Origin of the sequence: Klebsiella terrigena (assembly GCF_006539725.1) — a bacterium.
Classification (GTDB): Bacteria; Pseudomonadota; Gammaproteobacteria; order Enterobacterales; family Enterobacteriaceae; genus Klebsiella; species Klebsiella terrigena.
Genome location: NZ_BJNO01000023.1, coordinates 37,526 through 51,188, shown reverse-complemented (window position 1 = coordinate 51,188; position 13,663 = coordinate 37,526). Strand labels below are relative to the sequence as shown.

The window sequence follows — 13,663 nt, the reverse complement described above, 5'->3', positions numbered from 1 at the left end:
CCTATGCCTAACCTGACTATCGTTGTCGACTGCAATGACCCAAACTACGCCCGCGAGATTTGCGACGCGCTGCGCCTTTTTCCCCACGTCACGGCGGTCCTGCCCGACCATCCGGCGGCAGGGCGCGCGGAGTATGCCAGCTGCTGGTTTCCCGACCCTCAGCTGCTGGCCCGCTCGCCGGGGCTAAAGCTTATCCAGGCCGCCTCGGCCGGGGTTGACCACCTTCCAGAATCAGTGTTCGCCAGCCAGGTGCCGCTATGCCGGGTGGTGGATGAAGATTTTCGTCACGGGATGTTCGAATACGCGCTGTGGGGCGTGCTGTGGTTTCAGCGCCACTTTGACCGCGCGCTGGCGCATCAGCGCGAGCGGGTGTGGCAGGCCTACCCGCAGCGGGCCGCCGCCGATTTTCGCGTCGGGGTGATGGGGCTCGGTGAAATCGGCGGCTACATCGCTACCCGCCTTGCCGGGCTGGGGTACCGCGTCTCCGGCTGGGCGCGGAGCGAAAAGCGCCTGGCGGGCGTGCATTGCTACCACGGCGATGCGCAGGCCGCCGGCTTCCTCGGCGAGCTGGACGCGCTGATCAACGTCCTGCCGCTTACCGAGCAGACTCGCGGCATCCTCGCGCGGCCCCTGCTCGACCAGCTCCCGGAAGGCGCGGTGCTGATCAACTGCGGGCGCGGCGAGCATATGGTGAATCACGACGTGCTGCAGGCGCTGGACAGCGGCCGGCTGGCGGGCGCGCTGCTGGACGTCTTCCCGGTCGAACCGCTGCCGGACGCCGACCCGCTGTGGTCGCATCCGCGGGTGGTCATCACTCCGCATATCGCCTCCATCGCCCCGGCGCAGGTGATTGCCCGCCAGCTGCTGGAAAATATTCAGCGCCAGCAGCAGGCGCTGCCGCTGAAAAATCTGGTCGATAAGCAGATGGGCTATTAACACCTTGCAACCTCTCTCCCCGCCCTGCGCCGGCGTCAGCTGCTACGCTTAATGGTCTGTTGTTTACACATTAAGGCCAGGGTTATGAAGATTGATTTATCGGGGAAGGTCGCGCTGGTGACCGCATCAACCGCGGGGATCGGCTTTGCCATCGCCAAAGGGCTGGCGGAGAGCGGTGCGGAGGTGGTGATTAACGGACGCAGCGAGCGCAGCGTTAACGAGGCCATTGCCCGGTTGCAAAATGAAGTCCCGGGCGCCAGCGCGCGTCCGGCGGTCGCCGACCTGAGCGGCGCCCAGGGCGTGAATCAGCTGCTGCAGGCGCTGGTCGGCATCGATATTCTGGTCAACAACGCCGGCATCTATGGCCCGCAGGATTTCTATGAAACCGATGACGAAACCTGGGAAAACTACTGGCAGACCAACGTGATGTCCGGCGTGCGCTTATCGCGGGCGCTGCTGCCGGGGATGGTGCAAAAAGGCTGGGGTCGGGTGGTGTTTATCTCTTCCGAATCGGCGCGCAACGTGCCGGCGGACATGATCCACTACGGGGTGACCAAAACCGCCCAGCTGTCGCTGGCGCGCGGGCTGGCGAAATACGTCGCCGGCAGCGGCGTCACCGTCAACAGCGTGCTGCCGGGCCCCACCCTGTCCGACGGCTTTGCCGAAATGATGAAGGACGAGGTCGCCAGGACCGGAAAACCGCTGGAGCAGCTGGCGAAAGAGTTTGTCATGGCCCACCGCCCCGCGTCGGTGATTCAGCGCGCGGCGTCGGTGGAAGAGGTGGCGAATATGGTGGTGTACGTTTGCTCGACCCAGGCCTCGGCGACCTCGGGTGCGGCGCTGCGCGTTGACGGCGGCGTGGTGGACGATATCGTCTGATAGCGCGACGCCCTTCCGCCGATCGGCAGAAGGGCGATCGCCCGCTATTGTTGGCGCTGTTTTATCTTGAACGCCTGCCGATGCTGAAGGCCGAGGGCAAAACCATCGTCGCCCTCACCCACGACGATCGCAACTGCCATCTCGCCGACCGCATTATCAAGCTGGAGCCGGGGCGCATCGCCCTGGCCGCCCCGCTTTAGCGTTGGCGCCGAGCGCGCGCGCCGAACAATAGTGCCGCCAGGGCGATCATCACCGGCACCAGCGAGCCCCAGAGCACGGCGTTCCAGCCGAAGAGGTTCATCAGCGCGCCGGAGGCGAACGCCCCCACCATCATCACGCCGAAGACGATAAAGTCGTTCAGCGACTGCACCTGGGTTTTCTCTTCCGGACGGTGGAAATCCATAATCTGCGTCGAAGCGCCGGTGAAGCCGAAGTTCCAGCCGATGCCCAGCAGAATGAGCGATACCCAGTAGTGCATCACCTCGGTGCCGGCCAGCCCAACCAGTACCGACAGCGCGAGAAGCGCCAGCCCCGCCGCGTTAATACGCCTGGCGCCGAAGCGGGTGATAAGCCTGCCGGTAAAAAAGCCGGGGCCGTACATCGCCACCACGTGCCACTGAATGCCAAGGTTCGACGCCTGCTGAGAAATACCGTGCAGATGCATGGAGAGCGGCGCGGCGGTCATCAGGAAGTTCATCACCATATAGGCCACCGCCCCGCTGAATACCGTGCGGGCAAAACCCGGCTGGCGCACGATCTCCCCGAGCGGACGGCCGCCGCTCCTCGCCTGGGCTACCGGCTCTGCGGACGTGACCCCCAGCAGCACCAGCGCCGAAACCGCCGCCACCGCGCCCTGGGCAAGAAAGGTCATGGCGAAGGTATGCGCCGGCCACAGGTTCATCGTCCCGGTCACCAGCATCGGGCCAATCACCCCGGCGGCCACGCCGCCGCCCATCACCAGCGACAGCGCCCGGGCGCGACGCTCGGCGCCAACGCCGTCCGTGGCGGCAAAGCGAAACGAGACCGCCACCGCCGCGTAGGCACCGCCCAAAAATGCCGCCACGCAGAAGAGCCAGAAGGAGCCGGTCACCACCGCCAGAGCGGCCAGCAGGCCGGTGAGAACGCCGGCGCCGGTGCCCAGCATAAATACCGCCCGGCGCCCGCGCCTTCTGGCCAGGGCGCCAAAGGGTAAAATACAGGCCGCCATGCCGAGGACGAAAATGGCGATCGGCAGCGTGGCAAGGGCGCGATCCGGGGCAATGGCGTTGCCGACAATCGCCCCGGTGGCGTAAAAGACCACCGAATTGGCCCCCGCCAGCGCCTGGGCGGTCGCCAGGCGGATAATATTGTTGTTCTGTTGCCTGACAGGCAGGGTTATCTCAGCGTTCATCAATTCTCGTTATCCGGTTTCGCTGCGCGCCTGCGCGGCGTGTAAACAACCACTTTACCCGGCAACGAGACAATCGCCACCGCCTATTCGTGAATTTTCCACTTCTGCTTGAGCACATTTTTATCCTGGCTATCCAGCCAGCGGTTGACCTTCTCCAGCAGCGGCTGATTATCCTTTTTCATCATGTAGACCTTAAAGCTGGCGGTTCCCGGGAAAGGCTGCTCGTTGGCGACGCAAAAGACCCCGGGCTCTTTGTTCTGGTAATAGATGCCCTCAATCAGGTCGGTCACCATCATGTCGGCGGTTTTCTGCCGCAGCGCTTCGAGGTTATCGACGTTGTTTTTCACCCGGATGATCTGCGCATGTTTAATATGCGCATCGACGTAGCTTTGGTTGGTGCCGCCTGGATTGACGATCACCTTCACGTTCGGGCGATCGATTTTTTCAAGGCTCCCCAGCGCCGGCGCCGCCATGCAGCTGGCGAGGGCAATTTTGCCGTTGGCAACCACCGGATGGCTGAGGGCGAAATCTTTCGCCCGCTCCGGCGTCTCGGTGACGCCGCCCATGGCGATATCAAACTTATCGGCCTGCAGATCGCCCGACAGCGTCGGCCAGCTGGTCTGCACAAACGTCACCTTCAGCCCCAGCTTCTCGCCAAGATCCTTTGCCATATCAACGTCATAGCCGAGCAGCTCGCCGACGCCATTATGAAACGCCAGCGGGGCGTAATCTCCCGGCACGCCGACCTTCAGTTCGCCGCTGTGCTGAATTGTTTGCATATCACGTGCCAGGCTGCTGCAGGCAATGCTCGCCAGCGCCAGAGCAATACAAACCTTAACCTTCATACCCTCATCCTTATTAATTAGTCAGTTATGTTAATTGTGCGCGCCCGATGCCCGCCGTTTTTCTCTTTTCGGTCGCCTGCATTAATGACAACTTTGTTAACCATATGTTTTATTTTTGTGATGCACAACCAGGAAACGTTGCACCTTCTTTGTGCATGTTTTGGCGAAAATCTACGCTCATAGTTCGCCTGCCTCCAGCCTTTTCCCCGTCATACCGCGGAACGACGGTGTTCCGTAATAGATGGCATGCATCGTGCTTTGTTAGCTGAGTAACAGCGGAATGGTTTATGAGAGCCAAATATCAACGGGGGTCAGGATGAACGAGAGTAGCGACGAGCTGTTTCGCACCATTGAGGCGACCTTTAGCCAGCTTACGCCTAGCGAAAAGCGCATCGGCAGCTGGCTGCTGAGCCATCGCCAGCATATCCCCTTTGAGACCGCGGACAGCATTGCTCAGGCAACCGGCACCAGCGGGATCACCGTCGGACGCTATCTGCGCAAGCTGGGCTACCGCAACCTCGATGATGTTAAAAACAGCCTGAAGGATCGCGCGCCGGTGCCCTATAGACACTGGGGCGTCATCGATCGCCTCGACTCCTGGGCGCAGCAGCAGGCGCAGCCCGACCGCGCCAGCCTGTCGCTGCAGATGGAGCTCGACGCTATCCGCTACGTCTACCAGCTGGCGCAGGAGGAGACCTTCGCCCGCATCAGCGAGCGGATTGCGCGAGCCGACGCGGTGATTGTGATCGGCATCCAGTCCACGCGCGGTCTTGCCAACGCCTTTTTTAGCCACCTCGAATATCTGCGTCCGCGGGTGACCTACGCCGACGGCAGTTCCGGCAGCTGGCTGGAGGCGCTGAACTCTGAATATGAACATCCCTACGTGGTGATCACCGATACCCGCGCCTACTCCAGCACCGCCAGGCAGTTCTGCCGGGTGGCCGCCGAGCGGCGCATCGCCACCGCGCTGGTCACCGATATCTGGTGCCCGTGGGCCCGCGACTATCCCCTCGATCTGCTGCAGGTTAAAACCGATACCGGCCACTTTTGGGATTCGCTCGCACCGATCGGCTGCCTTTTCAACCTGCTGCTCTCGGCGGTCGTCGAGCGACTCGGCCCGTCGCTGTCGCAGCGGCTGGCCGAGAACCGGGCGCTGCAGCAGGAGTTTGGTCAATTTGAACGTGAATAAGCGCCTGCTCGCCAGGCTTCAGGACAGGAAATAACAGATGAATCAGCAAGTCACCCTGGTCGATATCCGCGCGCGGTTTCCGGCGCTGGCTATCGATCTCAAGTACGCCAGCGCCGATAACATTACCGGCCAGCCGATCTATGCCGAAGCCCGCTGCCTGCTGCACCCGGACGCGGCGGCGGCGCTGGAGAAGTCTCTGCGCATCGCCCGGCTGGCAGGCCTGCATCTGCAGGTTCTCGATGCCTATCGTCCGCAGCAGGCTCAGCAGCTGCTGTGGAACGCCTGTCCGAATCAGGATTACGTGGTGCCGATTGCGCTGGGGTCGAACCACAGCCGCGGCACCGCTATCGACGTGACGCTGCTCGACGAAAGCGGCCAGCCGCTGGATATGGGCACCGCCTTCGATGAGATGGACGATCTCTCTCACCCTTACCACCCGGCGGTTCCCCCCGCCGCTCAGCGTCATCGCCTGCTGCTGAACGCCGTGATGTTTGGCGGCGGCTTTAAGGGTATTTCCACGGAATGGTGGCACTTCGAACTACCGGACGCGGCCGGTTATCCGCTCCTTGATGATGTTTTTGCCTGCCTGGCTCCCGCTAAGACTGACGGAGTAATTCCATGAAAATGATTCGTACCCCCTTAACCGGTTTTCGTCCGCTGCTGCTGGCCGTCGCGCTGGCCGCCGCCGTTGCGCCGGCCTATGCCGCGGTCCCCAAAGATATGCTGGTGATCGGTAAAGCCGCCGACCCGCAGACCCTCGATCCGGCCGTGACCATCGATAACAACGACTGGACGGTCACCTACCCGGCCTATCAGCGGCTGGTGAAATATAAAACCGATGACGGGAAAGGCTCAACGGACGTCGAGGGCGAGCTGGCGGAGAGCTGGCAGGTCTCCGATGACGGTAAAACCTGGACCTTTACGCTGCACAAAAGCATGCAGTTTGCCGACGGCTCGCCGGTGACGGCCGAGGCGGTCAAGCTCTCTTTCGAACGCCTGATGCGCATTAAGCAAGGTCCTTCGGAAGCCTTCCCGACCGGGCTGAAAATTGATGCCGTCGATCCCACCACGGTCCGCTTCACCCTGCCGGAGCCTTTCGCCCCGTTCCTGCACACTCTCGCCAACGACGGCGCGTCGATCGTCAACCCGGCGGTGCTGAAGGCCAACGCCGCCGACGACGCCCGCGGCTGGCTGGCGGAACATACTGCCGGCTCCGGCGCCTATATGCTGCAGCGCTGGCAGAAAGGCCAGCAGCTGGTGCTGGTGCCTAACCCGCACTACAGCGGCATTAAGCCGGTCTTTAAGCGGGTCACGGTGAAGATTATCGGCGAAAGCTCCGCCCGCCGCCTGCAGCTGACCAAGGGCGATCTGGATATTGCCGATGCGCTGCCGGTAGACCAGTTTGCGGCGCTGAAGAAAGAGGATCGCGTCACGGTGTATGACTATCCGGCGCTGCGGGTGACCTACCTGTACCTCAACAACAGCAAGGCGCCGATGAATCAGGTCGATCTCCGCCGCGCCGTCTCCTGGGCCACCGACTATAAAGGGATGGTCAACGGCATCCTCGGCGGCAACGGCAAGCAGATGCGCGGCCCGATCCCGGACGGCATGTGGGGCTATGACGCCAGCGCCATGCAGTACTCCCTCGATATGGACAAAGCCAAAGCCGCGCTGGAAAAAGTGGCGGATAAGCCCAAAACCCTGTCGTTCCTCTACTCCGATAATGACCCTAACTGGGAGCCTATCGCCCTCTCCACCCAGGCGAACCTGCAGGCGCTGGGCATCCCGGTGAAGCTCGAAAAGCTGGCTAACGCCACCATGCGCGAGCGGATTGGCAAAGGGGATTACGACATCGCCATCGGCAACTGGAGCCCGGATTTCGCCGACCCCTATATGTTCATGAACTACTGGTTTGAATCGGATAAGAAAGGGCTGCCGGGCAACCGTTCATTCTACGAGAACCCGCAGGTTGACGCCCTGCTCAAGAAGGCGGTCTCCACCGCCGATCAGGGGCAGCGAACCGCGGATTATCAGGCGGCGCAGAAAACGGTTATCGATGAGGCCGCCTACGTCTATCTGTTCCAGAAGAACTATCAGGTGGCGATGAACAAAGAGGTCAAAGGCTTCGTCTTTAACCCGATGCTCGAGCAGATCTTCAATATTGCCGAGATGCACAAATAGCGGGCCGCACCTTAACCTTGTGATGCCGGGCAGCCATCGGCCCGGCAGAGGACGTCATGATGAGTTTCTGGGGTTTACTACGACAACGCAGCTGGGGACTGATCCTCGTCGTCGCCGGCGTATGCGCAATCACCTTTATTATTTCGCACCTCATTCCCGGCGACCCCGCGCGGCTGCTGGCGGGCGATCGCGCGAGCGATGAGATCGTGCGCCATATTCGCCAGCAGCTGGGGCTGGATCTCCCCCTCTGGCAGCAGTTTTTACACTACGTCAACGCCCTGCTGCACGGCGATCTCGGCACTTCTATCCGTACCGGACGCCCGGTGCTGGAGGATCTTAAAACCTTTTTCCCCGCAACGCTGGAGCTGGCGATATGCGCGCTGTTCATCGCGCTGGTGGTCGGCATTCCGCTCGGCGTGCTCTCGGCGGTGTACCGCAACCGCTGGACCGATCATCTGGTGCGCCTGATGGCGCTGACCGGCATTTCTACCCCGGCGTTCTGGCTGGGGCTGGGGGCGATCGTTCTGTTCTACGGCAAGCTGAACTGGCTGCCGGGCAGCGGACGACTTGACGACTGGTTTGACCCGCCAACCCACGTGACCGGTTTCTACCTGATCGACTCGCTGCTGGAAGGCAACCTCGAGGTGTTCTTTAACGCCCTTCAGCACCTGATTTTACCGGCCACCACCCTGGCCTTCGTCCACCTGGGGATCGTCGCCCGGCAGATTCGCTCGGCGATGCTGGAGCAGCTTAGCGAAGATTATATCCGCACCGCGCTGGCCAGCGGGCTGCCGAAGTGGACCATCGTGATGCGCTACGCCCTGCCCAACGCGCTGATCCCCTCGGTCACCGTGCTCGGCCTCGCGCTGGGGGACCTGCTGTACGGCGCGGTGCTGACAGAAACCGTCTTCGCCTGGCCCGGGATGGGTGCCTATGTGGTCTCCTCCATTCAGGCGCTCGATTTCCCGGCGGTAATGGGGTTCGCCGTGGTGGTGTCGTTTGCCTACGTGCTGGTCAACCTGCTCGTTGACCTGCTCTATTTGTGGATAGACCCGCGTATGGGTCGGGGAGAAAGCTAAGTGATGATGACCCAGGAAAGCCCCGCCGTCGGCGTGAAAATCAGCCGCAGCCACGCGTGGAAACGCCGCCTGTGGCTGATACGTAAAAGCCCGCTGACGCTGATCGGCGGCGGCATTATGCTGATCATGCTGTTCCTGATGATCTTCTCTCCGTGGCTGGTGCCGCACGATCCTAACGCCATCGATCTCACCGCCCGCCTGCAGGCGCCGTCGGCGATCCACTGGTTTGGCACCGACGAAGTGGGCCGGGATCTGTTTAGCCGGGTGCTGATCGGCAGCCAGCAGTCGATCGCCGCCGGGCTGGCGGTGGTGCTGATCGCCGGGATCGGCGGCTCGCTGCTCGGCTGCCTCTCCGGCGTCCTCGGCGGGCGCAGCGACGCGCTGATCATGCGGCTGATGGATATCATGCTGTCGATCCCCTCGCTGGTGCTGACGATGGCGCTGGCCGCCGCGTTAGGCCCCAGCCTGTTCAACGCCATGCTGGCGATCGCTATCGTGCGGATCCCCTTTTACGTGCGCCTGGCGCGCGGACAAACGCTGATCGTGCGCCAGCACAGCTTCGTTGAGGCCTCCGTCACCTTCGGCGCCTCCCGCTGGCATCTGATCAGCTGGCATATTCTGCGCAATGCGCTGCCGCCGCTGGTGGTGCAGGCTTCGCTCGATATCGGCAGCGCCATTCTGATGGCGGCGACGTTAGGCTTTATCGGCCTCGGCGCCCAGCAGCCGACCGCCGAATGGGGAGCGATGGTGGCCAATGGCCGTAACTATGTTCTCGACCAGTGGTGGTACTGCGCCTTCCCCGGCGCCGCCATCCTGATCACCGCCGTCGGTTTTAATCTGTTTGGTGACGGGATTCAGGACTTACTGGATCCGAAGTCCGGAGGACGCAGCTAATGAATAACCGGGTTTTAACTATCGATAACGTCCGCTTAAGCTTCCCCGTATACCAGGGCGCGGTGCACGTCCTGAACGCCGTTTCCATGCATATCGACCGCGGCGAAATTGTTGGCGTGGTGGGCGAGTCGGGTTCGGGGAAATCCGTCACCGCAATGCTGGCGATGCGCCTGCTGCCGCCGGAGAGCTATCAGATCCACAGCGGCCAGGTGACCCTGATGGGCAACGATATCCTCGGCGCAACGGAAAAAGAGATGCGCGCTATTCGCGGCCGCAGGGTGGCGATGATTTTCCAGGAGCCGATGACCGCCCTGAACCCGACGCGGCGGATTGGCAAACAGATGGTGGACGTTATCCGCCAGCACCGTCCGCTCTCCGCCCGCGAGGCCCGCGCCAGGGCGGTGGCGCTGCTGGCAGATATGCAGATAGCCGACCCGCAGCGGGTGATGGATCGCTACCCGTTTGAGCTCTCCGGCGGAATGCGCCAGCGGGTGATGATCGCCATCGCCTTCTCCTGCGAGCCTGACCTGCTGATTGCCGATGAGCCCACCACCGCCCTGGACGTTACCGTCCAGCGCCAGGTTCTGCGCCTGCTAAAACAGAAGGCGCAGGCCACGGGAACCGCGGTGCTGTTTATCAGCCACGATATGGCGGTCGTTTCCCAGGTTTGCGATCGGCTGTACGTCATGTACGCCGGGGCGGTAATCGAAAGCGGTTCGACCCCGCAGGTGCTGCATCATCCGCTGCATCCCTACTCCGTTGGCCTGCTGAACAGCGCCCCGGATAACGGCGAGCCGCGATCGCCGCTGCAATCGATTCCCGGCACGGTGCCCAACCTCGCGCGCCTGCCCGGCGGCTGCGCCTTTCGCGAACGCTGCTTCGCCGCCGGCGAGGGCTGCGGGACGGTCCCGCTGCTGCGGCCGATAGAACACACCGAACAGCAGGCGGCCTGCTGGTATCCGCAACGGGAGAACGCCCATGTCTGACAGATTATTAACGCTGAGCGATGTTCATCTTAACTTCCCGGCGCGCAAGAACTGGCGCGGTAAGGTCGTCGAGCGCGTCTATGCGCTAAACGGCCTGGATATGACGGCCTATCGCGGCGAAACCCTGGGTATCGTTGGCGAATCCGGCTGCGGAAAAAGCACCCTCGCCAGGCTGCTGATGGGCATGCTCAAACCTTCGTCCGGCCGCTTCGATCGCGGCGGGGACTCCGCGGCCGGGCGCGACGCCGGCAGCATGCAGATGGTCTTCCAGGACCCGCTCTCCTCGCTGGACCCGCGCCTGCCCGTCTGGCGGACCATCACCGAGCCGGTGTGGATCCAGTCCCGGCCCGGCGAGAAGGCGCGGCGCGCGCTCGCCGAGCGGCTGGCGCTGCAGGTTGGGCTGCGTCCAGAGTATCTCGACCGCCTGCCGCACGCCTTTTCCGGCGGCCAGCGCCAGCGCATTGCGATCGCCCGCGCGCTGTCGGCGAAGCCGGATATTATCGTGCTGGATGAGCCCACCTCGGCGCTGGATATTTCAGTGCAGGCGCAGATCCTCAATCTGCTGGTTGAGCTGCAAAAACAGCAGAACCTGACCTTCGTGCTGATCTCGCATAACGTCTCGGTGGTGCGTCATATGAGCGACCGCGTGGCGGTGATGTATCTCGGGCAAATCGTCGAGATGGGCGAAGCGCGCCGGGTCCTCGACGCGCCGTCTCATCCCTATACCCGTCTGCTGATGGATTCGGTGCCGCGGATTGGCGCGCCGCTGGGCGACGCCCCGCGCAACACCGAGCTGCCCGGCAACCGGCATCTGCCGGAGGGCTGTTATTTTCGCGAGCGCTGCCCCTTCGCCAGCGCCGGCTGTGAACAACCGCAGCCCCTGCGCCCGCTGGCCAACGGCAGCGCCGCCCGCTGCTGGAAGGCGGAAAGCCTTGCCGTCACGGCGGTGATGAGCTGAACGCGGATATCGCCCGCAGATCGCAGCGGTTCTTATAGCCGCATCGATGATGCCGCATTCTTTCACAGCGCTGTTTTCCCGGTGAAAGGATGCGGTTTATCTATAATAACCACCACAATATAAACAGCGTGAATAATAAATAAGATACATCCTCGCCTGTATCTTTATTTATTTCTCTGCCCGCACGAAGTCTTCCTGTCATAAGGCACAAAACACCACAACGCCCATTGAGATTATTCTTACAATCACGCTCATCATCCTATTTACAACCCCGGATGAAAATCGCCATACTCTTTACCAGCCAGGATGTATAAGGATATACATTATGATCGTTATTATTACAGCCAACAGTTACTTCGCCAGCGGAATTACCTCCCTTGCGGCACTCTCCGCTGCATCAGCGTATTCCGGCGCCACCGCCGTTGCGGTTTTCCCTGACCTCGGCGCCACCGCTGAGGACTACCTGCATTCGGCCAAAACGATCGTTATTGATTACAGTTATCCCAACATTCAGCATCTTGCATCCCTGCTTGCGCAAAAGAATAAATATATTACCGGGGATATTATTTTTGTCGTCAAAGAGGATTTACTTCTCGATCCCATTGAGAATATTGTTATTAACGCTCTCTCAAGCCTGGCATTGGAGTATGCCAGCGCCACGCAGCGCCTGCGCGCTTATTTCAGGCATACTTACCCGCATACCGTCAGCCATACGTTTAAACAAACCATTAGGTCCGTCGATCGCAATATTCATTTAAAGCTGAGTCGTCAGGAGGATACGCTGCTGCCCTATATTATCTGTGGGCTTAACAATAAAAGAATCGCTCAGGCAACCGATATCAGTAATATGACAATCAGCCACTACCGACGAAATATTTATCAAAAGCTCAAGGTCAGAAATATTACCGGGCTGTATAACTATCTGCACTCTTTATAACTGAAATAAACAACGCAGCATCAGCATAAAAAATAGCGTACCGGCAGCGCTGCCCCCGGCTATCGCTAACAACCGTTCTTCACGCATGTCGATATAACATAAGGAATTGTATATGAAAATGAAATCTCTGTGCCTCGCAATGGCGCTGATTGGCGCGACCTGCCAGTACGTTAACGCGGCCGACGGCACGCTGAAGTTCAAAGGCGAAGTGGTTAACTCCAGCTGCACGGTAAACGGCATGAATAACCAGGAGCTTGACGTCGCGATGGGGAAAATTCCTCTCAGCAAGCTGACCCAGGATTTCAAGGGGCCGGAAGTGGGGGTCACCATTACCATTACCGGCTGCGAGGAGGGGGATTATTACCTGGTGCTTGACGGTACCTCAGCCACGGAAGCCAATAAAGTTAACGTCCTGGCCTTAGATGATGCCGACGCCCCAGGCACCGCGCAGAATGTCGGCATTATTCTGACCGACCGTAATGATAACCCGGTCACCCTGGACCAGCCGCTCAATAAAGATAATGACCCGGTAGTCCACGTTACCTCGGCTAACGGCGGCGGTACCTTTTATCTGAAAGCGTCATATTACGCCTGGGGTCAGGCTGCAAACATTAAGTCGGGCATCGCTGACGCCACTGCGAGATTTACCGTTATTCAGCAATAATATTCACCGGCCAGGGACGGCATATTCAAAAGGGAAAACGATGAAAATTCTGCTGCCAGTACTATTCGCCACCTTTGTATTTCAGGCCCAGGGTGCTATTCAGGTGGAAGCTTCGCGAGTCATCTACTCCGGAAAAGAGCGTTCGGCAAGCCTGAAAATAAATAACCCCAGCAGCAGGAACTATATCGTCCAGACCTGGCTGGATAACGGAACAGAGAGCCCCAACGGGAGTCGTCCAATTATCGTCACGCCGCCTCTGGTCAAACTGCGCCCCGAGCAGTCGGCGCTGCTGAGATTTATTTACTCAGGCAGCGGGCTGCCGACCGACCGCGAGACCCTGTACTGGGTCAACGTTCAGGAAGTTCCCCCGAGCGCGGCCGGGGAGAACGTCCTGCAAATCGCAATCCGCACCCGGCTAAAGCTTTTTTACCGACCGCAGGAGATAAAAACCACGCTGGCTGATGAAGTGCGAAAAATGCAGTGGACATCCTCTGCAACGACGCTGACCTTTAACAATAACGGCCCGCTGCATATTACTCTCAGCAAAATGGAGCTGGCGGATAATAAAGGAAAAACGGTGCCGATTAACGGCATCATGCTCTCTCCCTATAGCCACCAGTCGCTCACGCTACCCGCCGGCGCGCACCTTAAAAGCATGAAATATATTAATGACCACGGCGCTTCAATAGCTATTCCGGTTAAGCGTTAAAACGTCTCGCTCACTT

At 60.5% G+C, this 13,663-nt stretch carries 15 protein-coding genes; 13 read left to right on the top strand and 2 right to left on the bottom strand.

The window, feature by feature from the left end:
• Positions 1–3: 3 nt before the first annotated feature.
• From RTE01_RS21265 to RTE01_RS26215, 3 genes are all read left to right on the top strand, one after another.
• On the top strand, positions 4–936 hold the full coding sequence (locus tag RTE01_RS21265; RefSeq protein WP_134527334.1) for a 2-hydroxyacid dehydrogenase: 933 nt from the start codon (positions 4–6) through the stop codon (positions 934–936).
• A gap of 84 nt (positions 937–1,020) precedes the next feature.
• Complete coding sequence (locus RTE01_RS21260) at positions 1,021–1,815, top strand: SDR family NAD(P)-dependent oxidoreductase (RefSeq protein ID WP_041146821.1); 795 nt, start codon at positions 1,021–1,023, stop codon at positions 1,813–1,815.
• A gap of 47 nt (positions 1,816–1,862) precedes the next feature.
• A complete protein-coding gene (locus RTE01_RS26215) occupies positions 1,863–2,015 on the top strand; it encodes a hypothetical protein (RefSeq protein ID WP_166793700.1) in 153 nt (50 codons plus the stop codon).
• Here the strand turns inward: RTE01_RS26215 and RTE01_RS21255 are convergent.
• Both RTE01_RS21255 and RTE01_RS21250 read right to left on the bottom strand, forming a co-directional pair.
• Entirely contained in the window at positions 2,012–3,205 is a 1,194-nt protein-coding gene (locus RTE01_RS21255; protein ID WP_141335338.1) for an MFS transporter, read from the bottom strand. The genes RTE01_RS26215 and RTE01_RS21255 overlap by 4 nt on opposite strands.
• A gap of 83 nt (positions 3,206–3,288) precedes the next feature.
• Positions 3,289–4,050: a transporter substrate-binding domain-containing protein gene (locus RTE01_RS21250; RefSeq protein WP_041146823.1), complete on the bottom strand. Its 762-nt coding sequence runs from the start codon at positions 4,048–4,050 to the stop codon at positions 3,289–3,291.
• Between the two features lie 316 nt (positions 4,051–4,366).
• Between RTE01_RS21250 and RTE01_RS21245 the strand changes: the two genes are divergently transcribed.
• From RTE01_RS21245 to RTE01_RS21200, 10 genes are all read left to right on the top strand, one after another.
• Entirely contained in the window at positions 4,367–5,239 is an 873-nt protein-coding gene (locus tag RTE01_RS21245) for a MurR/RpiR family transcriptional regulator (RefSeq protein WP_041146824.1), read from the top strand.
• 37 nt (positions 5,240–5,276) lie between these two features.
• Positions 5,277–5,861, top strand: a complete 585-nt coding sequence (ddpX, locus tag RTE01_RS21240) for a D-alanyl-D-alanine dipeptidase (RefSeq protein ID WP_041146825.1) — start codon at positions 5,277–5,279, stop codon at positions 5,859–5,861.
• 2 nt (positions 5,862–5,863) lie between these two features.
• Positions 5,864–7,420 (top strand): ABC transporter substrate-binding protein, encoded by a 1,557-nt coding sequence (locus RTE01_RS21235; protein ID WP_041147723.1) that lies wholly within the window; start codon positions 5,864–5,866, stop codon positions 7,418–7,420.
• A 59-nt stretch (positions 7,421–7,479) separates the two neighbouring features.
• Positions 7,480–8,499 carry an ABC transporter permease gene (locus RTE01_RS21230; RefSeq protein WP_041146826.1) on the top strand — a complete coding sequence of 340 codons (1,020 nt, stop codon included), beginning with the start codon at positions 7,480–7,482 and terminating at the stop codon, positions 8,497–8,499.
• Entirely contained in the window at positions 8,500–9,393 is an 894-nt protein-coding gene (gene ddpC, locus RTE01_RS21225) for a D,D-dipeptide ABC transporter permease (RefSeq protein WP_134527336.1), read from the top strand.
• Entirely contained in the window at positions 9,393–10,379 is a 987-nt protein-coding gene (locus tag RTE01_RS21220; protein WP_041146828.1) for an ABC transporter ATP-binding protein, read from the top strand. The genes ddpC and RTE01_RS21220 overlap by 1 nt, the downstream gene beginning before the upstream one ends.
• Positions 10,372–11,337 (top strand): oligopeptide/dipeptide ABC transporter ATP-binding protein, encoded by a 966-nt coding sequence (locus RTE01_RS21215; protein ID WP_123552131.1) that lies wholly within the window; start codon positions 10,372–10,374, stop codon positions 11,335–11,337. The genes RTE01_RS21220 and RTE01_RS21215 overlap by 8 nt, the downstream gene beginning before the upstream one ends.
• A gap of 325 nt (positions 11,338–11,662) precedes the next feature.
• Positions 11,663–12,274 (top strand): LuxR C-terminal-related transcriptional regulator, encoded by a 612-nt coding sequence (locus RTE01_RS21210; protein ID WP_134527339.1) that lies wholly within the window; start codon positions 11,663–11,665, stop codon positions 12,272–12,274.
• A 112-nt stretch (positions 12,275–12,386) separates the two neighbouring features.
• A complete protein-coding gene (locus RTE01_RS21205; RefSeq protein WP_134527342.1) occupies positions 12,387–12,938 on the top strand; it encodes a fimbrial protein in 552 nt (183 codons plus the stop codon).
• Positions 12,939–12,978: 40 nt separating this feature from the next.
• Positions 12,979–13,647, top strand: a complete 669-nt coding sequence (locus RTE01_RS21200; protein WP_041146832.1) for a fimbrial biogenesis chaperone — start codon at positions 12,979–12,981, stop codon at positions 13,645–13,647.
• Positions 13,648–13,663: the final 16 nt, after the last annotated feature.